21 protein-coding genes are annotated in these 19,727 nt (G+C 63.7%); 4 read left to right on the top strand and 17 right to left on the bottom strand.

Annotation, left to right across the window (positions count from 1 at the left end; translation table 11 throughout):
* Window positions 1-89: 89 nt before the first annotated feature.
* Window positions 90-1,076 carry an ABC transporter permease gene (locus AC0ZT5_RS08975; RefSeq protein WP_477286665.1) on the bottom strand — a complete coding sequence of 329 codons (987 nt, stop codon included), beginning with the start codon at window positions 1,074-1,076 and terminating at the stop codon, window positions 90-92.
* A 266-nt stretch (window positions 1,077-1,342) separates the two neighbouring features.
* Entirely contained in the window at window positions 1,343-2,776 is a 1,434-nt protein-coding gene (locus AC0ZT5_RS08970) for a DHA2 family efflux MFS transporter permease subunit (protein ID WP_488496158.1), read from the bottom strand.
* Window positions 2,777-2,894: 118 nt separating this feature from the next.
* Between AC0ZT5_RS08970 and AC0ZT5_RS08965 the strand changes: the two genes are divergently transcribed.
* Both AC0ZT5_RS08965 and AC0ZT5_RS08960 read left to right on the top strand, forming a co-directional pair.
* A complete protein-coding gene (locus AC0ZT5_RS08965; RefSeq protein WP_488496157.1) occupies window positions 2,895-3,896 on the top strand; it encodes an ornithine cyclodeaminase family protein in 1,002 nt (333 codons plus the stop codon).
* On the top strand, window positions 3,893-5,410 hold the full coding sequence (locus tag AC0ZT5_RS08960; protein WP_488496156.1) for an HAL/PAL/TAL family ammonia-lyase: 1,518 nt from the start codon (window positions 3,893-3,895) through the stop codon (window positions 5,408-5,410). Before AC0ZT5_RS08965 ends, AC0ZT5_RS08960 begins: the two co-directional genes overlap by 4 nt.
* On the opposite strand, the gene AC0ZT5_RS08955 is transcribed toward AC0ZT5_RS08960, so the two are convergent.
* The 15 genes from AC0ZT5_RS08955 to AC0ZT5_RS08885 all read right to left on the bottom strand — a co-directional run bounded on the left by AC0ZT5_RS08955 (window position 5,375) and on the right by AC0ZT5_RS08885 (window position 18,836).
* Window positions 5,375-6,175 (bottom strand): 3-methyl-2-oxobutanoate hydroxymethyltransferase, encoded by an 801-nt coding sequence (locus AC0ZT5_RS08955; RefSeq protein ID WP_488496155.1) that lies wholly within the window; start codon window positions 6,173-6,175, stop codon window positions 5,375-5,377. The two genes, AC0ZT5_RS08960 and AC0ZT5_RS08955, sit on opposite strands and share 36 nt — an antisense overlap.
* Before the next feature lie 38 nt (window positions 6,176-6,213).
* The gene (locus tag AC0ZT5_RS08950) at window positions 6,214-6,528 is read right to left on the bottom strand and encodes a MocE family 2Fe-2S type ferredoxin (protein ID WP_488496154.1); all 315 of its coding nucleotides are present in this window, start codon (window positions 6,526-6,528) and stop codon (window positions 6,214-6,216) included.
* Window positions 6,529-6,539: 11 nt separating this feature from the next.
* The gene (locus AC0ZT5_RS08945) at window positions 6,540-7,631 is read right to left on the bottom strand and encodes a fatty acid desaturase family protein (RefSeq protein WP_488496153.1); all 1,092 of its coding nucleotides are present in this window, start codon (window positions 7,629-7,631) and stop codon (window positions 6,540-6,542) included.
* A 20-nt stretch (window positions 7,632-7,651) separates the two neighbouring features.
* The gene (locus AC0ZT5_RS08940; RefSeq protein ID WP_488496152.1) at window positions 7,652-8,566 is read right to left on the bottom strand and encodes a sugar phosphate isomerase/epimerase family protein; all 915 of its coding nucleotides are present in this window, start codon (window positions 8,564-8,566) and stop codon (window positions 7,652-7,654) included.
* Window positions 8,567-8,623: 57 nt separating this feature from the next.
* Window positions 8,624-9,712 carry a Gfo/Idh/MocA family protein gene (locus AC0ZT5_RS08935; RefSeq protein WP_488496151.1) on the bottom strand — a complete coding sequence of 363 codons (1,089 nt, stop codon included), beginning with the start codon at window positions 9,710-9,712 and terminating at the stop codon, window positions 8,624-8,626.
* Between the two features lie 212 nt (window positions 9,713-9,924).
* The gene (locus tag AC0ZT5_RS08930) at window positions 9,925-10,377 is read right to left on the bottom strand and encodes an aconitase X swivel domain-containing protein (RefSeq protein ID WP_488496150.1); all 453 of its coding nucleotides are present in this window, start codon (window positions 10,375-10,377) and stop codon (window positions 9,925-9,927) included.
* On the bottom strand, window positions 10,374-11,624 hold the full coding sequence (locus AC0ZT5_RS08925; protein WP_488496149.1) for an aconitase X: 1,251 nt from the start codon (window positions 11,622-11,624) through the stop codon (window positions 10,374-10,376). The genes AC0ZT5_RS08930 and AC0ZT5_RS08925 overlap by 4 nt, the downstream gene beginning before the upstream one ends.
* A 71-nt stretch (window positions 11,625-11,695) precedes the next feature.
* Entirely contained in the window at window positions 11,696-12,763 is a 1,068-nt protein-coding gene (locus AC0ZT5_RS08920; protein WP_488496148.1) for an ABC transporter ATP-binding protein, read from the bottom strand.
* Window positions 12,763-13,551 (bottom strand): ABC transporter permease, encoded by a 789-nt coding sequence (locus tag AC0ZT5_RS08915; protein WP_488496147.1) that lies wholly within the window; start codon window positions 13,549-13,551, stop codon window positions 12,763-12,765. The genes AC0ZT5_RS08920 and AC0ZT5_RS08915 overlap by 1 nt, the downstream gene beginning before the upstream one ends.
* Window positions 13,551-14,414 (bottom strand): ABC transporter permease, encoded by an 864-nt coding sequence (locus AC0ZT5_RS08910; protein ID WP_477286639.1) that lies wholly within the window; start codon window positions 14,412-14,414, stop codon window positions 13,551-13,553. The genes AC0ZT5_RS08915 and AC0ZT5_RS08910 overlap by 1 nt, the downstream gene beginning before the upstream one ends.
* Window positions 14,415-14,481: 67 nt before the next feature.
* Window positions 14,482-15,543, bottom strand: coding sequence for an ABC transporter substrate-binding protein (locus AC0ZT5_RS08905; protein WP_488496146.1), 1,062 nt, complete (start codon window positions 15,541-15,543; stop codon window positions 14,482-14,484).
* 58 nt (window positions 15,544-15,601) lie between these two features.
* Complete coding sequence (locus AC0ZT5_RS08900; protein WP_488496145.1) at window positions 15,602-16,576, bottom strand: PfkB family carbohydrate kinase; 975 nt, start codon at window positions 16,574-16,576, stop codon at window positions 15,602-15,604.
* Window positions 16,573-17,613 (bottom strand): ADP-ribosylglycohydrolase family protein, encoded by a 1,041-nt coding sequence (locus tag AC0ZT5_RS08895; protein ID WP_488496144.1) that lies wholly within the window; start codon window positions 17,611-17,613, stop codon window positions 16,573-16,575. The genes AC0ZT5_RS08900 and AC0ZT5_RS08895 overlap by 4 nt, the downstream gene beginning before the upstream one ends.
* A 3-nt stretch (window positions 17,614-17,616) precedes the next feature.
* Window positions 17,617-18,342: a GntR family transcriptional regulator gene (locus tag AC0ZT5_RS08890; protein WP_488496143.1), complete on the bottom strand. Its 726-nt coding sequence runs from the start codon at window positions 18,340-18,342 to the stop codon at window positions 17,617-17,619.
* Window positions 18,343-18,554: 212 nt separating this feature from the next.
* Window positions 18,555-18,836, bottom strand: a complete 282-nt coding sequence (locus tag AC0ZT5_RS08885) for a DUF982 domain-containing protein (protein WP_488496142.1) — start codon at window positions 18,834-18,836, stop codon at window positions 18,555-18,557.
* 74 nt (window positions 18,837-18,910) lie between these two features.
* On the opposite strand from AC0ZT5_RS08885, the gene AC0ZT5_RS08880 reads away from it, so the two are divergent.
* Entirely contained in the window at window positions 18,911-19,168 is a 258-nt protein-coding gene (locus tag AC0ZT5_RS08880; protein ID WP_095091414.1) for a hypothetical protein, read from the top strand.
* A gap of 205 nt (window positions 19,169-19,373) precedes the next feature.
* Entirely contained in the window at window positions 19,374-19,658 is a 285-nt protein-coding gene (locus tag AC0ZT5_RS08875; protein ID WP_488496141.1) for a hypothetical protein, read from the top strand.
* Window positions 19,659-19,727 lie beyond the last annotated feature (69 nt).

Here is a 19,727-nt window from a genome sequence, read left to right as displayed (position 1 = left end):
CTGTTTGGTCACTGTGGTTCACCGACGGCCCCAACCGTCCGCGTTTGGTCAAGTCTTCCGGTTTGAGCATGCTCTCTTCGGGACCATGCTCAGATATCGCCCTGCTGCGCGGTCTGTTCGTCACGTGGATTGATGACGCCGTCGACGATGATCGCCCCCAGCAGGATCGCCGCCTTGATCAGGTTCTGGTAGAGCAGCGGAATATCGATGATGGTCATGGCGTTGAGAAGGATGCCGATCAGCGCCGCCCCGACCAGCACATTGCGCACCCCGCCCCGCCCGCCGGACAGGCCGATGCCGCCGATCACCGCCACCAGCACGATGTCGTAGAGCAGGGTCGAGTTGACGACGCGGGTGTTGATCGAATGCAGGCTGGCCGCCGTCAGCAGGCCGGCAATCAGCGCGACGAAGGCCGACAGCACATAGCGCAGCACCAGCATCGGCCGCACCGGAATGCCGATATTGCGCGCCGCGACCGGATTGTCGCCGGCGAAATAGATGTAGCGGCCCCATTTAGTGTAGCGCAGGAACAGGAAGAACAAGAAAGCCAGGCCCGCGAAGACGAACACCTCGATGGGAATATCGAGGAAGCGCAGGCCGCCGAGCAGCTCGACCCAATGGCCCTGCGGCACCGGCACGGCATCCTGCGTGATCAATTGCGAGCGCACGTAGCCGAAGACGAAGGAACCGGTCGCCAGCGTCACGAAGATCGCCGGCACATCGGCATAGGCGACGAGGAAGCCGTTGAGCAGGCCGATCGCGAGCACGCCGGCCAGCACATAGGCGAAGGCCAGCCCGTCCGGCGTTCCTGAATTCAGCAGTTGCAGATACCAGGCGACAGACATTGCCATGATCGCCACGGCCGAGAGGTCGATGCCCCGGCCGATGATGACGACAGCCATGCCGAGCGCCAGTATGCCGAGCACCGACACCGAGCGGACGATGGCCACGAGATTGTTTGGGTCGATGAAGCCCGGCAGGCCGATGGCAGCGGCAACGAACAGCACCACGGCAATGGCAAAGACGATGCCTTCCTGATTCAGGCTCCTGAAATTCGGCCAGCCGATCGCGTTCATGTCCCGCTTACGCCCCAATGGCAGCGCTGCCATCCCACGGAAAGCTAATCGGCTTAGCGCCGGTTCGTCAAATGAATCCGCGTTCAGAAGCCCGGTCGGCGGCGATATTCCTCGAGTGGACGCATCGATTGCCAAAACTGGCGCAATGCCTGGAAAAGCCTGGATTTTTAGCAATTGGTTGCGCCATTGCGATCGCTTGCGAAAGCACCGACCAAGGCGAAAGGGCAAGGCGGAATTTATCTCCGCGTCAGGTGGAAAATTCGATTTCAGTTCCCGGGTGCGTGGCCGGAAACCTCGGCACCGGCACCTAGTGGCAGCGCGAGGAAACGCAACGCCGCCACCAGCCCGATAGCGCCGATCGCCAGGAAGGCGATTCGAAAATCGACGAGGTCGAGCGCTGGCTGGTCCCTGGCGATCTGCGACAGGTTGAGGATCGCCGCCGCCACCGCGACGCCGAACAGCATCGCCACTTGCTGCAGCATGCTGGACAGTGTCGCGGCCGAGCTGCGCTGCGCCGCGTCGATATCGGCGAAGGCCAGCGTGTTGAGGGCGGTGAACTGCATCGAGCGCGACAGGCCGGCGATCAGCATCAGTACAATCACCAGCGCTTGCGGCGTCTGCGGTGAGATCGCCGCGCACGCCATGATCGACGCCGAGGCGATCAGGCCGTTGACGACCAGCACAGATCGAAAGCCGAAGCGCCGCAGCGTCGGCGTCGTGACCGTCTTCATGCCGAGATTGCCGAGGAAATAGGCCAGGATCATCATGCCGGCATCGACGGGGCTGAGACCGAAGCCGACCTGGAACAGAAGCGGCAACAGGAACGGCGTGGCGTTGATCGCCACCCGGAAATTGGTGCCGGCGGCAAGCGTCGAGATGGCGAAGGTCAGCACCTTGAACGATGAGAGGTCGAGCAGTGGATGCGGTGCGCGCCTGAGATGGCGCACCGCCAGCCAGCCGATGGCGACGCCGAAGGCGATGAGCGCCACCGTCGGCAAGACACCGTCTTCTGGATGCGCGATGCGTTCGAGCCCGTACAGAAGGCAAGCAAGTCCCGCCGATGTCAGGACGAAACCCGGCCAGTCTAGCGGTTTTGGGTTGGCCTCGCGGTCGCCGGGAATGAAGCGGGCGACCAGCGCCAGCCCGATCACGCCGAGCGGGATGTTGATGAAGAAGTTCCAGTGCCAGGACAGATAGGTGGTGATGAAGCCGCCCAGCACCGGCCCGACCACCGGCGCGAACAGCGCCGGCCAGGTGATCAGGGCGGTGGCGTTGAGCAGCTCGGACTTCGACGCACTGCGCAAGACCAGAATGCGGCCGACCGGCGTCATCAGTGCGCTGCCCAGCCCTTGTACGACACGTGCTGCGACGAACTGGGCCAGATTTTGCGAGAAGCCGCAGGCGAGCGAGGCCAGCGTAAAAAGGATGATTGCCAGCAGGAAGATGTTGCGCGCACCGAAGCGATCGGCGAGCCAGCCCGACAGCGGCACGAACACCGCCATGGTCAGCATGTAGACGGTGATGCCGATGCTCATCGCCACCGCCGGCACGCCGAAGGAAGCGCCCATCTGCGGCAGCGATGTCGAGATGATCGTCGAATCCAGCAATTGCATGAAAAAGGCGATAGCGACGATCAGTGCCACGCGCCGCGCATTGGTGGCCGTTTCGGGTAAGGCTTCAGTGTCGGGAATGGCAGTCATGACGGAACCGGTTTGAACAGCAATTAGCCGGCCGCGTCCATAGACGGCGCAACAAACTTTCGTGTCGCGTCACGGCCTGTTATGGATGAGCGGCGACCGGGGAAAGTGCACACTGCAGATGAAACCCATCTATATCGACTATCTCAATGCCCTCGACATCGACGCCCTTGCCATGACCGATGGTGAAATCATCGCCGCCGTCGAGGCCGGCCTGGTGGCGCAAGGCAATGGCCAGACGGTGATCGAGCCCCGCGTCCATCTCGAGCCGGACCCGTCCTTCCATGGCCATTTCAATGTCCTGCGCGGCTACGTCGCGCCGCTCGACACCGCCGGCGTCAAGATCGTCGGCGACTATGTCGACAACTACCTGCACGGCCTGCCCTCGGAATTCGGCATCCTCAATCTGTTTGATCCGCGCACCGGCACGCCGCGCGCCATCCTCGACGCCACCGTCATCACCGACATGCGCACCGGCGCTGTCACCGCGATCGGCGCCAAGCATCTGGCGCGCAAGGGCTCAAAAGTGCTGGCCCATATCGGCGCGCGCGGCACCGCCTACTGGAACGTGCGCCTGCTCGACCATCTCTTCAACTTCGACGAGATCCGCGTCCATTCGCGCCGCCCGGAAAGCCGTGACGGTTTCGCCGCAAAACTCTCCGCCGATCTCGGCAAGCCTGTGACCGCTGTGGCCGACTGGAAGAGCTGCGTCGAAGGCGCCGACATCGTCGTCGAGGCCTCGCGGCTGCCGGAACCGCAGCCCTTGTTGAAGACCGAATGGATCAAGCCCGGCGCGCTGGTCGTGCCCTACGGCACCATGAGCGCCGTGGAGCTGTCGCTGACCGACATCATGCAGAAGATGGTCGTCGACGATTGGGGCCAGTGCAAGGGGGGCAAGTTCGGCTCGCTGCGCGCCCATGTCGAGACCGGGCGGCTGAGCGAGAAGACGCTGTATGCCGAGCTTGGCCAGATCGCCGCCGGCCTCAAGGCCGGGCGAGAGAATGACAGCGAGACGATCCTGTTCTGGCACCGCGGCCTGTCGCTGTCCGACATTGCGTTGGGCAAGGCGATGCTGGCCAAGGCGCAGGCGCAAGGCATCGGCCAACGGCTGCGCTTCGCATGAGTGCGCTCGTCCTGACAGGAGCCGGCGTCGGCACTGCGGATGTCGCCGCTGTGGCCCGCGAAGCGCGCAAGGTGGAGGTCCGACCCGATGTCCTCGGCAGGCTGCAGAAGGCGCGAACAGTGCTCGACAAGGCCGCCGCCTCCGGCCAGCAGATCTATGGCCTCAACACCGGGCTCGGCGCCAATCTCGGCACGACGGTCGAGGGCAATGCCAGCGCCTTCCAGCGCCAGCTGTTGGAAGGACGCAGCGGCGCGGTCGGCGAAGCGCTGCCGGTCGAGACCGTGCGGGCAACTATGTTTGCCCGCGCGGCGATGCTTTCAACGGGAGGCTCCGGACTTTCGCCCACCGTGTTTGTCGCTTTGGTCGACGCGCTCAATGCCGGCGTCCACCCGGTGATGCCGTCGCTCGGCTCGATCGGCGCCGGCGATCTGGTGCTGATGACGGCGCTTGCCCGCTTGCTGACCGGCGAAGGAGACGCCGACTATCAGGGCCGGCGCATGCCGGCGGCCAAGGCGTTGATGATGGCCCGCCTCGTCCCCATCAGCCTGGCGCCCAAGGACGGGCTGTCGCTGATCAACGCTTCGGCTGTTTCAGCGGGCAGCGGTGCGCTCGTGGTGACGGATGCGCTGTCCGCCCTTGCCCAGCAGCACCAGGCCGGCGCGCTGACCATGGAAGGTATCGGCGCCAATAGCACCATCCTCGATCCGCGCCTGCACATGGCACGGCCGGCGGCCGGCCAGCAGGAAGCGGCAAAGGCCTTGCAGGATCTGCTTGCCCGCGACGAGGCGCCGGCGCCGACTACCTTGCAAGATCCTCTGTCCATCCGCTGCATGCCCTCGATCCATGGCGCTCTGATCGAGGCGCTCGGTCAGGCGAGGCGTGCCGTCGAGATCGAACTCAATGCCGCCGCCGACAATCCACTGGTGCTCAGCGACGACGAGCTGGTGTTGTCGACCGGCAATTTCCACACTGCCTCGCTGTCGCTCGCCTTCGAAACGCTCGGCCTGGCTATCGCCCAGTGCGCCGCGGCGAGCGCCGCCCGCTTCATCCAGCTCACTGGCTCCGGCCGCAACGGCCTGCCGAAATATCTGTCGCCGGTCGGCGGCGCCTCGGCCGGCTTTGTGCCGCTGCAAAAGACGGCGACATCGATCCTGGCAGCCATCCGCCACACGGCCAATCCGGTGATGCTGGATTTCTTAGCCGTCTCGGAAGGCGTCGAGGACCATGCCACGCAGACACCTCTGGCCGTCGCGAAATGCGCCGCGATGATTACACACTGGCGGCGGCTGATCGCCTTTGAGCTGCTGGCAGCGGCACAGGCGGTCGACCTGCGCGACGGGCTCACCCTGGCGCCCCGAACCGCCGCTGTTCATATGGCGATACGCGCGCTGGTCCCTGCCCTGAAGGAAGACCGGCCGCTCGGCATCGACGCCGAAGCGCTCTACGCCGCCCTCGCCAATGGGCCCTGGCCGGTGACCTTACGCCCGGCCGACCTTGTCGAGGAAAAGTCGTAGCTCACCGGGGTCCATATGCACGACATGCCTGTCCTCGGGATAGGCCAGACTGTTGACGTCGGCGACATATTCGGAGAACGCCGCGATGCGCTCGCCTTGCAAGCGGTCATATTCGGCGGCGAAATTGCGATAGACCTTGGAGTGGCGAGGCATGTGGCCACGGTTCTGGCCGAGAATGTCATCGGCGAAAAGATATTGCGCGTCGCAGCCGGTGCCAGCCCCCATCGACAGCATGATCAGCGACGTCCGCTCCGAGATCGCTTTCGCCACCTCGACCGGCACCACTTCGATCTCGGCGCCGATGGCGCCGGCAGCCTCAAGCTGCTTCACCGCTGCGAAGACCTCCATGGCCGTGTCTGCGGTCTTGCCGACCGCCTTGAACCCGCCGGTCCAGGTGGCACGTGACGGGATGAGGCCGACATGACCGATGACCGGGATGGCATCGTCGGCCATCCGCTTGATCGTGGCGTAGCCGGCGCTGCAGTAGACCGCGTCGGCGCCGGCCTTGTAGAGCCGGAAGGCCCAGCGCAGGAAATCGTCCGCCGTGCCGATCTCGAAGAAATTCTCCCCCGGCATGGTGAACAGGCTAGGGGCTGCGTCACGGTATTGCGGGTTGAGCACCAGTTCGGGCGGCACCGAGACGATGTCGACCCCTGCCCGCTCGGCGGCCTCGGCCTCGTCCATCGTCAGCACGCGCAGCATGGTCAGCTGGCGTTTGCCCTTCATGGCGCGCAGGTCGGCGACGGTCGGTCTCTTTCGGCTCATCGGCATCTTTCCCTTTTTGTTGCTTGCTAACTGGCCGGTCAGCCGATCTCGATCATGACCTTGCCAGCTTCGATCCGCACTGGGTAGGTCTTGAGGTTGACGCACACCGGTGCGCCCTTGGCGGCACCAGTCTTGTAGTTGAAGCGGCCATTGTGCTTGGGGCATTCGATGATGTCGTCCATCACCAGCCCGTCAGCCAGATGCGCCTTCTCGTGCGTGCAGTACCCGTCAGTGGCGAAGAACTCGTCATCCGGGCTGCGATAGATGGCGAAGGTTCGACCGGCATGGTCGAAGCGGATGACGTCCTCTTCCTCGACATCATCGACGCCACACGCTTCAACCCAGTCGGCCATCTGTTTCTCCCCTATTCCGCTGCCGCCGGGACGGTCAGCGCATGGAACTCGTCGCGGTACGGCCGCGCCGTCGGCGGCAGCTCGCGCTTGAGGAAATAGTCCTCGTACTGGAGCTGCTTGACCAGCACCGGCCAGACCTCGCGATAGGCTTGCCACATCGAACGGTTCGGCTCTGGCAGATCATGCTTGATCAGTTCGTGCAGCGTCGGCAGCGCATGATAGGGCACCATTGGAAACATGTGATGTTCGACGTGGTAGTTCATGTTCCAATAGATGAAGCGGCTGATCGGGTTCATGGTGACAGTGCGCGAGTTCAACCGATGATCGGTCACATTGTCGGCCAGCCCGATATGCTGCAGCAGCCCGGTCAGCACCATGTGCCAACTGCCGTAGAGGCGCGGCAGACCGATCAGCACCAGCGGCAGGAACGACCAGAGGTAGATCGCCAGCGCAATCGCAGCGAGATAGATGGCGATATGCCAGCGCGCGGCGATCACCGCCCTGCGCCGTTCCATCTCCGGCACGAAGCTTTTCTCGTCCGGCGAGAGGTTGCCTAACGCATTGCGCACCAGCGTTGGCAGCGAATAGCGGAAATCGAGGACGCCGGTGAAGGCAAGTGCGGCGCGCAACAGGTCGGGCGGACGCATCACGGCGATCTCGGCGTCGCGTCCAACGATGATCGTGTCGGTGTGGTGGCGGGCATGGCTCCAGCGCCAGGTCACCGGATTGCGCATCAGCATGAAGCTGGCGATCTGGTAGACGACGTCGTTCATCCAGCGTGTCCGGAAGGCGGTGCCGTGGCCGCATTCATGCCAGCGCGAGTCGCTGGAAGAACCGTAGAGGACGCCGTAGACAAAGAAGAACGGCACGCACCACCATGAACCCCAGAACCAGATGCCGCCTGCAGCCGAGCCCAATATGGCGGCGATCCAGATGATGGTGTCGCGGATCGCCGGCCCGTCGGAGCGCTGCATCAGTTCCTTCATCATCTTGCGCGGCACATCCGTGTGATACCACTCGGCCGAGGCCAGCCCGGTCTCGATCGCGATCCGCGTGCTTTCACCGACCAGGCTGTAGTCGCGCTTTGTCCTGACCGTGGCCATCGTCGCCTCCCGTGCGGTCCTCAAAGGCCGTTGGCGCGGAATTTTCCATCGAGGAATGTCTTGGCGCGTGGCACGTCGTCTTCGGTCAGATGCTCGATGATGACCGGGATGTTCGGGTGCTTTTCGCTGAGCCGCTTGAGGTAAAGATCATAATTGAGCGAACCGAGACCGGGAGCCGGCAATTCGATCTCGCCGACGCCGCGGAAGGTAAGGCCTTCCGAAGCTTTGTCATCGCCGATGTCGGCGTGCTTCTCCGACTTGTCGCTGCCGGAGCGCTTGACGTCCTTGGCATGCGCGATCCTGATCTTGTCGGCCAGCGTGTCGAACACCTGGTTCAGCACCTGGTCCATGCGGTCGATGTTGTGCGCCTCGAAATAATTGGTCGGGTCCATCAGCAGGCCAAGGCCGGGATGGTCGACCTGCGCGAACATCTTCACCGTTTCCTCGACTGAGCCGACGACATTGTTGACATAAGTTTCGAGCAGGAACACCGCCCCGTGGTCATAGGCCGTCTGGGCAAGGTCGGAGATCACCTTGCGGCACTCCTCGAATCCTTCCTCGGTCTTGTTCCTGGGGTGGTGCACCCAATCGGATTCGGTGTTGTAGGTGCCGGTTTCCGAGATCACGTAAGGCGAGCCAAATTCGCGCGCGTTGCAGATGATCTCCTTGAGATGGCCGACGCGCTTCTCGCGCTCGACCTTGTCCGGGTGGATGATGTTGGTGTAGCCGGAAATGCAGCAGACCGGCAGATTGTGGTCGCGGAACGTATCCCGCACGGTCCTCGCCTTATCCTTGGTGATCTGCCCAGCCGACAGGTCGATATCCTTGAAATGCAGGTCGAGTTGTACCGTGTTGAAGTCGAGCGCGCGAATGCGCTTCGCGACCTCCTTCAGGTCATAGGGGAAATAGCCGGTGAAGATACCCGCCTGCATCATGATGTGAACTCCTCCCGGTAAGCGATTCAGCCGCCACGCTATTCGGCGGATAGATGTTCAGTCGATCGAGATCTCGGACAGCTTGACCGTGCGGCCCTCCGCCATGGAGCGGTAGCCGGCTTCGACCAGCGCCATGGTCTTCACGTTGTCGGCGACGGACAGCGCCGGTGGCGTGCCCGTCTTCACCGCGTGCTGCAGCTGCTCCATCACGCCGATGAAGGCATGCGGGAACCACATCGTGTCCCAGCTGGGCGTCACCCACTCGCCGCCCGTCGTCTCGCTCGAGGCATAAGTCAGGGTCGAAGCGACGCCCGTCGGCCAACCGATGGTGCCCTTGGCGACACCCCTGGTGCCGTCGACGCGCCAGTTGATGTGCTGATCGTCCTTGTAGCCCTCCTGGCGCGGGCCGGACCAGACATCCTCCAGCGACACGGCGAGCACGCCGGACGGGAAGCGTAGGGTCGATACGGTGATGCCGTCGGAATGGTCGAATTTCGTGCGCGGATCCTTGCGCGTCAGCGTCGTGATCTCCTGCGGATCGCCGAAAAGGAAACGCAGCACGTCGAGATGATGCACGCTCATATTGGCGAGCGTCAGCCGGTCATAGTCGGCAAGAAAAGTCTGCCAGTGCGGGATCGCATGCATGTCGATCTGCGCGAAGACGATGTCGCCCAGCGCGCCACTATCGATGATCTGTTTCAAGACGCGCATCGATTGATCGTAGCGCATGTTCTGGTTGACCGAGAGGGTCTTTCCGGACCCGGCCGCTTCTTCGCGCAGCCTGACCGCTTCCGCTACCGACAGCGCCAATGGCTTTTGCGCCAGGATCGCCTTGATGTGCTTCTGCTTCAGCGCATGGCGGATCAGCGCCGGTTGCTGGTCAGGCGGAAAGGCAAGATCGACGATCTCGACCCGGTCGTCCTCGATCAGCTGTTCCGGCGTCTCATGAACGGTTGGGATGCCCCAGCGCCCGGCCACTTTTTCGGCGCTGGCTTTCGTGCGCGAAGCGATCGCGACCACCGGGAAGCCGGCTTGTGCATAGGCGGCGAGATGGCATTCGGCCATGATCATGCCGGCACCGACGCAGCCGATCCGGTATTCTCTGCTGCGAATCTTCACATCTGGCTCGAAATCGGTGCCTGCCATTCATTCCTCCCGTGGAGGACAGGATATAACGCGATGGCCTGCGCCTCGGCCAAGGCCGACACCATCATTTCCCATCACGGGGCGTGACGACCGACCATTCAGACCAGGAATGACGAAGGCCGCGCTGATGAGGCGCGGCGTTCATAGAATTGGATGGTTGCTCTACCGGACGGCGGCGACTTCCGTGGCGGCGGTGCGGTTTGGGAAGAAGATCAGTCTGGGCGTCTCCCGATGCTGACGATCGCCCGGCCATTTGCGTCGAGGCCGATCGCGATCCGGTCGCCTGAGGCGATACCCGCAATGTCGCCCACGACCAGCGGTATGCGGATGTCGTAGAGGAATTCGGCGACGATGGCGCCCACGGCAAGGATCGGGTCCGGACGCTCCAGGAGAATACCGGCCGGTGCCGTGCGCCTGCGGATCGCCTCGGCCAGGACCGAGGATGAGGATGACGAGCCACGCCCGCTCGGCATGACCAGGATCTTACCGGCGATATTCTGGCCGAGACCGGGATGCGAATGGTCAATGATGTCGCCAGTCTCGGCGTCGATGCCGCCCCAGAAGCTGAGTGGCTGCGAAAACACCAGCGCTTGGCCCTCGGCCTCGCCGGTTACTTGGAAGGTGCCGAACCGCTCGGTGGCCCCGGCTTCTGTCGACCAGATCATGGCGCACCCCGCACGACATATCCGACTGCGGCTGAGCAGATGCAATCCCGCAAGTCAGCGAAGGCGACGGACACGCCGATGTTGCCAGGTGCGTAATGCGCCCATTTGCCGGAATTGGTCATCACCACGCCGTCGAGGCGCTCGAGGATCGAGGTGACATAGGTGCAGGTGTCGGCGACCGGGATCAAGCCGAACGCCTCCATGCCAGCCAGCGCGCCCTCCTCCTGCAATCGGGTCAGCGTTGCGCGACCGGTGTTGACATAGATCGGGATACGCCTGCCCGGCGCGATCTCGCGCAGCATCGGCAACAAACGCATCCATTCCCCATGCGAGAAATGCGGTGTGCCCAGCGATACGGCCGAAAGCGGCGCGCCATCGGGCACGGTCGATAGCCTGGCGAGCGCTTGATCGATGTCGGCGCGGCTGATGCGGATCGTCTCCTCTGGCGCATGGCCCTGGAACGCCTCGTCGAGCGTCTTCGCTTCCGGGGTGATACCGACCGCATGGAACAACGCCACCGCGCCAGTGGTTGCCGCGGCGGCGCCCAGCGCCTTCAATTGGTCCTCGTCGCGCGGTTGTGGCAGGCCGGCGACCACCGGAATGCGATCGCCGCTCGCCTGCCCAATGAATAGCCCGACGCCGACGAACAGGCTGTCGCTCGGTTCTGGATCAGGAACGGCCAGTTCGAACAGGATCCGGCCGCGCCGGTTCTCGCACAGATGCAGGCCCCAGGCCGGCGCACGCCCGGTCATGGCGCAGCAGAGGTCGATGAAATCGCCATAGCGGTTGGTGCGCGCGCCGATAACCGAATTGGCAAACACGATGGCGTTGGATTCACCCCATGCGATCTGCTCGCCGAAGCCCGGCCGGAACCGAGTCTGATAGGGTGCGCAAGTGAACGTCGCCTGGCAGCCGAGTTCAAGATGCGCCTTCATCAGCCGCCGCGCCGGCACCTCTTCCGCCGCCGGCATCTTCACCATGCCGGGGTGGATGAGGTCGAACGAGCCGACATTGAGTGTCGTCGGCACCTGGACACGGCCGCCGCCCTCGACCAGCCGATCGACGAAATCGAGCCCGGCCTTGCCGTGGTAAAGGCAACCATCGATATGGGCACCGGCAATGTCGAGCAGGCTGGCCGCCCCAACCGCATTGGAAAACGCGACCAGGATCTTCATCGCAGCGGCTGCCGACGGGCCCTGCTCGCCATCGAGTATGGATCGGTCCTTGGCCGTCAATTCCAGCGTCATCAATGTGCTCCGGGCTCGTGCCCGGTTATGCTGTCCCTGATTACGAACAGTCTGGCAAGACCCGGCAAGGGTCAGTTTGCCGCGATCAGCACCGTGCTCTCCGGCGACCAGCGCAGCACCACGTCCTGGCCCTCCGACAGCCGCTCGATGCCGGTGTTCTGCACAATGACCTTCAGCGTCTGGCCGGCACGGTCGACGAAATACGTGCTGTTGTTGCCGGCGAAGATACGCTTGGAAACCTGACCCTTGAGCACGTTCGTATCGGTGGCATTCGAAGCCCCTGCGTCAGTAGCGATGCGGATGCGTTCAGGCCGCACGGCGCAGCTCGCCTTGGCGCCGGCTGCAAGCGTCGCGCCCGCGCCCGCGGCGATCGCCGTGCCGTCCGCCAGTCGGATGCCGCTGCCCGTCGTGTCACCGCGAAAGATGTTGGCGTCGCCGAGGAAAGTGGCGGCGAACTCGCTCTTTGGCCGGTCGTAGATCTCTTCCGGCGGCCCTTCCTGCACCAGCCTGCCGTCGCGCAAGATGCCGATGCGGTCGCTCATCGTCAGCGCCTCTTCCTGGTCGTGGGTGACGAAGATGGTGGTGATGCCGATCTCGCGCTGGATGCGCTTCAGTTCGATCTGCATGTCGACGCGCAGCGCCTTGTCGAGCGCGCCGAGCGGCTCGTCGAGCAGCAGCACGCGCGGCTTGGTGACGATGGCACGCGCCAGCGCCACCCGCTGGCGCTGGCCGCCTGACAGCTGGTGCGGCCGCCGACCGCCGAGCTTGCCGAGTTGCACAAGATCGAGCGCGCCCTGCACCTCGGCGGCAATCACCGCCTTGGCCTCGCCGCGCACCGACAGGCCGAAGGCGACATTGTCGGCAACGCTCATATTGGGAAACAGCGCATAGTTCTGGAACACCATGCCGATGCGGCGCTTCTCGACCGGCACCCGCTCGACGCTCTCGCCGCCGATGGCAATGCGGCCGGAATCGGGAAAGTCGAACCCGGCGATCTGGCGCAGCAGCGTGGTCTTGCCGCTGCCGGACGGCCCAAGCAGCGCGTAGAAGCCGCCATCGGCGAAATCGATGGAGACATCGTCCAGCGCCTTGTGCGCGCCGAAGCTGCGCGAGACATTCGATACCTGCACGCCGGCCATTATTTCTCTCCGCCGAATTTGAAGAAGCGCGCCGTGAGCAGCATCAGCGCCATCGACACGACAATGATGATCGTCGAGACCGCGTTGATCTCGGGCGTGAAGCCCTTGCGGATCGCGGCGTAGATTTCGACCGGCAGCGTCGTCTGCCCCGGCGTCGCCAGGAAATAGGACACCACGAACTGGTCGAACGAGACGGCGAAGGCGAACAGCCCGCCGGCAATGACGCCGGGCATGATCCACGGCAGCGTGACACGCCACGTCACCTGCCACTGGTTGGCGCCGAGCGAGCGCGCCGCCTCTTCCAGTTCCGGCGCGAAGGTCTGAAGCCGGGCCGAAACGACGACGATGACATAGGGCAGCGCCAACGCCACATGGCCGAGCAGGATGGCATGCAGACCGCGGCCGATGCCGACGCCGAAGAAGAAGATCAGCATCGCGGTGCCGGTGATCAGCCACGGAATGGCGATCGGCGGGAAAAGCAGCGCCTGCAGGAATTTCTTGCCGCGAAATTCGTAACGATAGAGCGCCAGCGACGCCGCCGAGCCAAGCACCGTACAGATGACGGTGGTGATGACGGCGATCTCGACGCTGTTCCATGTGGCGGCGATCAGTTGATCGTTCTGCCACAGCGATGCGTACCACTCCGTCGTCCATTCGAATGGCAGCTGGTAGAAGGGCGAGACGTTGAATGACATCAGCGCCATGATGATGATCGGCAGGTATAGGAAGGCAAGCAGCACCGAGATGTAGAGGCGGCCGAGCCATTCGAGGATGCGGGTCGTCGCCATCAGGCGGCCCTCCTGAGCACTGGCGAGGCAGCCGCCAGGATCACCAGCACGACGGCCAGCAGGATGAAGGAGAGCGCCGCACCCAGCGGCCAGTTGAACACCGCGACGAACTGGTCCTCGATGACCGTGCCGTAGAAGGTGCCTGTGCGGCCGCCGAGGATGCGCGGCTCCATGAAGGAGCCGACGACCGGTACGAATATAAGCGCCGCGCCCGCCACCAATCCGGGCATCGACAGCGGAATGATTACCCGCTTGAGCACCTGCAGCCGCGAGGCACCGAGCGAGCGCCCGGCCTCGATCAGCGAGTCGTCGATCGCCTGCAGGGTCAGGTAGCAGGTCAACACCATGTAGGGCACGTAGGAATGCACAAGCCCGATGATCACGGCCGGATAGGAATACATCAGGTCGATGTTGATCTTGAACGGCAGCACTGCGTTAAGCGCCGTATCGAGGATGCCGCCTTCGCGCAGCACCATCGCCCAGGAAAAGATGCGCACCAGCCCGTTCGACCAGAACGGCAGGATGACGAGCAGGAAGATCGCCTCGCGGCTGCGGCCCTTCAGCACCTTGGCCAGCACGTAAGCCGCGGGATAGCCGATGACGATGCACCACAGCGTCACTTCAAGGCCAAGCCGCAGCGAGGCAAGCAGCAGCGTCAGGTAGAGGCTTTGCGAGAAGAAGGCGGCATAGTTGCCGAGCGTGAACGCCCACGGCTTCCCCGACAGCGGCAGCTCGGTCATGAAAGAGAAGAAGACCATGGCCGACAGCGGCAGGAAGATCGCCACCGTCAGCCAGAGATAGGCCGGTGCCAGCAGCGGCAATGCCGATCTCAGCCCGCTTCGCGATGCTGTCGCAGCTGCCATGATGCCCTCCTCCCCAGGATTGAAAGAACCAGCCGGCGCGAACCGCCGGCTGGCCCGGATGTCGGCCTTATTTCACGTCGACCTTGAGCTGCTGCCACAGCGCCAGATAGGCTTCGCGCTGCGCGTCGGTGATCGGCGCCTGGAACTGAATGCGCTTGGCCACTTCGGGGTCGCCCATCACCTTGCGGTTGAAGGCATCCTCGGGCAGCGCTTCCACCGCCTTGGTGTTGGCCGACACCGGCGCGCCGACCTTGGTGACCCATTCGACGTAGAATTTCGGGTCGATCATGTAGTTGATGAAGGCCTCAGCGCCGGCAACATTCTTGGCGCCGACGGGAATGGAAAAGGCATCGAGCCAGGCGACGGCGCCTTCCTGCGGCACGACCAGCGAGACCGGCAGCTTGAAATGCGTCTTGGCGCGATCAGCCGAACCGCTCCAGTAGGTGCCGATGTCGATCTGGTTGGAGGCGACCATCTGGTTCCAGTCGTTCTCCGAGCTCCAGAAGGTCTTGATCTGCGGCATCAGCGAGGTGAGCTTCGTCTTGACCGCATCCATATCCTTGATGTCGTTGATGTTCTGGCCGGTGGCGATGGCGCCGAACTGCACCGCCTCGACGGCATCGTCGCGAATGACGACGCGGCCCTTGTGGGCGGCATCCCACATCGCGGCGATGCTGGTCGGCGGCTTGTCGAAGGATTTCTCGTTGATGGCGAGCGCCGTCAGTCCCCACACCCACGGCACGCCATAGACTTTCCCGTCATGGACGAGCATCGGCGATCCCGCCTTGTCCTTGCTGATGTCGGCGTAGTTCGGCAACTTGGACGTATCGATCGGCTGGATCAGCTTTCCGTCCATCGCCTGGTCGTTGAAGGCGGCATTGATCATGACGACGTCATAGAGGCCGGGATTGGTCCGTATCTTGGTCAGCATTTCCTGTTCGGAATTGAAGAAGTCGTTGATGACCTTGTTGCCGGTGGCTTTTTCGAACGCCTCGACGGCCCACGGCTCATCGGTGCCGTAGCCCTTCCAGTTGAGCACATGCACTTCGTCGGCCTTGGCGGCAAAGGTAAGTGCAGAGGTGAAGACGGCGGTCGCCGTCAGCAGAGCAGTCAAATCAGGCATGCGCATGGTTGGTTCCTCTCTGTGGGTTTGCCCGCTTTCCCGGGCTTGTCAGGCTTTCTGGCAGTTATGCATTGGCCTTCAGTGTCCGGCCCTGTGCGCCCGACGGGTCGGCGACATGGCTCAGGAATGTCTGGATTTCGTGATCGGTCGGCGCTGACGAGCCGCCATGGCGCGTCACCGAAATCGACGCCGCCGCATTGGCGTAGCGCGCTGCCTCGAAAGGCGGGATGGCGCGCGACAACGCGCTGACGAAGGCGCCGATATGGGTGTCCCCGGCGCCATTGGTGTCGATGGCGGTGACTTTGAAGCCGGCAGCGGTCTGGACCAAGCCGTCGGCCAGCCGTACGTGGCAGCCCTTGGCGCCGGCGCGGATGACCACGCCCGCTGCCTTCGGGCAATGGACCTCCAGCAACCGCGCGGCAACCGTTTCAACGTCGCCCGGACCGGCAATCTCGGCCGCCTCGGTCGTGTTGCAGCTCAGCCATGTGGTGCGGGCCAGCACCCGCGATAGGATGGGGCGCGGAATGTCCGATACCACCGGCGTCGGATCGAAGACAAAAGGAATGACTGCCGGCAGTGCCTCGATCCAGTCGGTGAGCGCGTCGCGGCTTGCGGGATAGCTCAGCGTGTAGCCGGAGGTGAACAGCCAGTCACCCGGTGTGACCGAAACGGGCGCCATCATGTCGGGGCTGAGCACGCTCTCAGCACCTGGCCACGACACGAAGGTGCGTTCGGCGTCGCTCGAGATCATGGCGACGCAATTGCCGCTGTCCATCAACTGCGATGGCGGCGTCAGTGTCTCGATGCCCTCGTTGGCGAAAGCGGCCCGCAGGAAGTCGCCGTTCGGTCCACTGCCGAGCTGGCCGCCGAACACCACCTTCATGCCGGTACGGCTGGCCGAGACCATCATGTTGAAGCCGCCGCCGGCGACCTGGGCGAAGCTCGATGCGGTCTTCTCCGTGCCGGGCGCCGGCAAGGCATCGATGCGGTAGACATAGTCGACCACGGCACTGCCGATATGGACGAGGCGCCCGCTCATGCCGCCGCGTCCTTGCCGGAACCTTTTTTCGCAACCCTCGCCGCCATGAGATCAGATGCAAGGGCGCGAACGTCCGACATGTCGATGCCGACAAGCCTGGCGATATGCTGCTGCGGCAATCGGGAAAAGCCGGTGCAGGCTCCCGCCATGCCGGCTGCGATGGCGCCGATCGTGTCGGTGTCACCGCCGAGATTGGCGCTGATGACGGCCGCTTGCCATGGATCGCCGCCGGCGACTTCCAGCACCGCGAAGGCCGCCGGAACCGATTCCTGGCTGGCGACGCCGGTGCCGACCAGATCGGTGATCAGCCGGATCGCATCCTTCATCACCTTGCCACGCACGAGATCCTGCGCCCAGACGATGCGCGCGGCGATGTCGCCGCCGGTCACCCAATGGCCGAGCGTGGCCCCGAGCCTCGCTGCCGCAACGGCGCTGTCGGACGCGGCGCGCCAGCCGCCGCCGGCGACGCCACGACTGACGGCGGCAGCGACGGCGGCGGCCGAAGCAATGGCGATCGAAGTGTTGTGCGTCGCCCGGCAGGTCTCCGCCACCTTGGCGACCAGCGCGTCGAGCGGCTCCAGCGGCATCATGATGCCGACAGGCGCGATGCGCATGGCCGCACCATTGGTGTCGCCGCCGCGCCCGGCCTCTTCCGCCGGCACGCCATTGTTGATGGCGTCGATGGCGCGTTTGGTCGACGGTCCCAGCAGATCGTAGCTGCCGCGCGCTTTGACCTCGCGTTCCCAGTCGAGCAGCGCGTTGACCCAGCGCGCATGGTCGAAGCGGTCGCCGGATTCCACCAGGATGCGGCCAAGCAGCAGCGCCTGTTCGGTGTCGTCGGTGACGGTGCCGGCCAGAAGCCCTTTCGACACCGGGTGGTCGGCCACCGGGGCGACGAAATCGTCGACATGGCCATAGAGCTCGGCGATCCGGGCCGGCGACAGGAGTTGCGTCGGCATCCCCAGCGCATCGCCAATCGCCCCGCCGACAAGTGCGCCCATGGCGCGGTCGATCGCCTTGCTTGTTGCATCCGACATCGCTCAGAACCTCATATGCAGCGCGAAATGCGCCGGGTTGAGCAGGCTGGTGACATATTCGATCGGCCGTTCGTCGGCGGCACGCGTCAACCGGCGGCCGCGCAGGAACGGCGAGCCTTGCGGGCAGCCGAGGATGGCGGCGTCCTCGCCATTGAGCATCTCGATCTCGACCCATTCCTCGCCATGGTCGGGAATAAGCCCGGCGCCGCGCAGCGTCTGGTGCAGCGAACCCTCGCGCAGGCCGCGCAGCGGCACGTCCTCCAGTTCCGGCGACAGCGGCAGCCGACTACGCTCGATGGAAATCGCATGGCCGTCGCTGGCGTTGGTGCGCACCCGGTCGACGGCGATGAAAAACGGGCTCTCAATGCCAAGCCAGGCGGCCAGGTCGGCGTCCTCGATCACTTCCAGCCGCAGCGTCCGCGTCTCGGCATTGGCGCCGGCATTTGCCAGCGCCCGCGACCAGCCGACCGCGTCGTCTACCGGCTTGCCGTCGAAGGTGACGAACGAGCCGATGCCGACCTTGGTGGTGATCAGCCCGCGGCTGGACAGTTCCTCGAGGCCCTTGCGAACCGTGTTGCGGCTGACGGAGAAGCGCTGGACCAGCTCGTTCTCGCTTTGCAGGCGGTCGCCGAAGCCGAGAACGCCGGAACGGATTTCATGCTCCAGAACGGTGGCGATCTGCTCGGGCTTGCCCGTGCCGGGAGACAGTTGAACCGCGCGCCGCATCATATGCGTACCTGTCTAGTGAACCTGTATAGTCCTGTTCAATATACGGACGTGGATACCGTGTCAACGGGATGCCGAAGTCAAAGCCAAATGACCAGCGAACGGTACAGATATGCCTGCAAAGCGTCGGCAGGCCGGACAGTATGAACCCCGAAAAGCAGATCCCGATCGCCGAAAACATCGCGATCAATCAAGAGGATAGAGCCAGTCTTGATTCAATTTTGGCCCGATGGCATCGACACTTCACGGGGTTCAACGAGGATATCCGCCTCGATTGCGGCCCTGATGAATGCCGCTCGTGCCGCCGAGGCTTCTTTCCTTCCCTCAAGCACGGCCAGGCAGACCTTGCGGGCTGCCATGTGCCTTTGCCCTGTCGCCACCGGCCATCGGTTCATCAGAATGTCGGCGGCCTGAGCGACCCGCTCCACGTTGAAGATCGAGTTTCGCGACCGGCCGAGCGCAATCCTGACCGGCTCATCGAAACGCTGGTCCTGCACCACATCACCTCCCGAAGTCGAACGTGCCGACCTAGTTCCTTGTAGTGTGATAGATTTCCTGAGGAAGGTGCAAGATGTCCGATTCCCAAGGCCAGAAAAGTCCTAAACTGATTGTCGTGGTCGCGTTCGACCGCGGTGATGACGGCGAATTGTTTCCGGCCTTCGGCCCTGCCGACCAGCAGAGCGAGGACCGCGCCATACGCACGGCCAGGGCACTGGCGGCAAAACATGTCGGCGTCATCGCCTGGAGTCGGGAAGCCGACCCGACACTCGGCGAGTACGGTCCGCCGAACACCCTGTTCGTCAGCGGCGACGTGCCTGACATGGAGTAGTCCGTTGGCGCCAAGCCCGCACTCCATGTCTGCGGCCAGATCGGAAATATTGCCAAAGCTCCAGTTGGTTCCGCGGCGGACCGGCTAGGGTCAGGAAATAATTTTCGGTTTTAATATTAGCTCATCTGAAGGAACTGTTTTCTATCGATCCCGTTTTGTCTACAGGTCGTTTATTCCAATGGCCTCCACAGAGAGGAATCCCCAAATGAACTTCAAGATGCTCACTATGGGCGCGATGGCGTTTGCAATGATGACAGGCTCGGCGCTTGCTGCTACCCACACGTCCGCGCTCGACGATCCGGCAAAGATGTCGCCGTTCTTCACCGATGCCGGCATGAAGACCATGAAGTCCGAGGCGGAGTTCAAGGCCGCCTGGATGGCCATGAAGGAAGAAGACCGCGCAGGCATGACGAAGGAATGTGGCGACGAGGCCATTGCCAAGTCGCACGACAATTTCTGCAAGATGACCAAGCAACTCGGCGCGAACTGACGCAGCTCGATTTGGGCGCATGCCCGAAATCGAACAGCTGCACAAAGGCGGGCCAAATGCCCGCCTTTG

Source organism: Mesorhizobium sp. CNPSo 4670, assembly GCF_057784235.1.
The sequence above is the reverse complement of the archived record's forward strand: the minus strand, read 5'-3'. Positions and strand labels throughout refer to the sequence as shown.

Bases quoted from the DNA above. Each gene is read 5' to 3' on its own strand.
- AC0ZT5_RS08965 (WP_488496157.1), top strand. From the start codon at position 2,895: ATGAAACCCATCTATATCGACTATCTCAATGCCCTCGACATCGACGCC.
- AC0ZT5_RS08890 (WP_488496143.1), bottom strand. From the start codon at position 18,342: ATGATGCGGCGCGCGGTTCAACTGTCTCCCGGCACGGGCAAGCCCGAG.
- AC0ZT5_RS08970 (WP_488496158.1), bottom strand. From the start codon at position 2,776: ATGACTGCCATTCCCGACACTGAAGCCTTACCCGAAACGGCCACCAAT.
- AC0ZT5_RS08900 (WP_488496145.1), bottom strand. From the start codon at position 16,576: ATGAGCGGGCGCCTCGTCCATATCGGCAGTGCCGTGGTCGACTATGTC.
- AC0ZT5_RS08880 (WP_095091414.1), top strand. From the start codon at position 18,911: ATGTCCGATTCCCAAGGCCAGAAAAGTCCTAAACTGATTGTCGTGGTC.
- AC0ZT5_RS08925 (WP_488496149.1), bottom strand. From the start codon at position 11,624: ATGACGCTGGAATTGACGGCCAAGGACCGATCCATACTCGATGGCGAG.
- AC0ZT5_RS08950 (WP_488496154.1), bottom strand. From the start codon at position 6,528: ATGGCCGACTGGGTTGAAGCGTGTGGCGTCGATGATGTCGAGGAAGAG.
- AC0ZT5_RS08875 (WP_488496141.1), top strand. From the start codon at position 19,374: ATGAACTTCAAGATGCTCACTATGGGCGCGATGGCGTTTGCAATGATG.
- AC0ZT5_RS08945 (WP_488496153.1), bottom strand. From the start codon at position 7,631: ATGGCCACGGTCAGGACAAAGCGCGACTACAGCCTGGTCGGTGAAAGC.
- AC0ZT5_RS08895 (WP_488496144.1), bottom strand. From the start codon at position 17,613: ATGTCGGATGCAACAAGCAAGGCGATCGACCGCGCCATGGGCGCACTT.
- AC0ZT5_RS08920 (WP_488496148.1), bottom strand. From the start codon at position 12,763: ATGGCCGGCGTGCAGGTATCGAATGTCTCGCGCAGCTTCGGCGCGCAC.
- AC0ZT5_RS08940 (WP_488496152.1), bottom strand. From the start codon at position 8,566: ATGATGCAGGCGGGTATCTTCACCGGCTATTTCCCCTATGACCTGAAG.
- AC0ZT5_RS08975 (WP_477286665.1), bottom strand. From the start codon at position 1,076: ATGAACGCGATCGGCTGGCCGAATTTCAGGAGCCTGAATCAGGAAGGC.
- AC0ZT5_RS08930 (WP_488496150.1), bottom strand. From the start codon at position 10,377: ATGATCTGGTCGACAGAAGCCGGGGCCACCGAGCGGTTCGGCACCTTC.
- AC0ZT5_RS08935 (WP_488496151.1), bottom strand. From the start codon at position 9,712: ATGGCAGGCACCGATTTCGAGCCAGATGTGAAGATTCGCAGCAGAGAA.
- AC0ZT5_RS08910 (WP_477286639.1), bottom strand. From the start codon at position 14,414: ATGGCAGCTGCGACAGCATCGCGAAGCGGGCTGAGATCGGCATTGCCG.
- AC0ZT5_RS08905 (WP_488496146.1), bottom strand. From the start codon at position 15,543: ATGCGCATGCCTGATTTGACTGCTCTGCTGACGGCGACCGCCGTCTTC.
- AC0ZT5_RS08960 (WP_488496156.1), top strand. From the start codon at position 3,893: ATGAGTGCGCTCGTCCTGACAGGAGCCGGCGTCGGCACTGCGGATGTC.
- AC0ZT5_RS08915 (WP_488496147.1), bottom strand. From the start codon at position 13,551: ATGGCGACGACCCGCATCCTCGAATGGCTCGGCCGCCTCTACATCTCG.
- AC0ZT5_RS08955 (WP_488496155.1), bottom strand. From the start codon at position 6,175: ATGAGCCGAAAGAGACCGACCGTCGCCGACCTGCGCGCCATGAAGGGC.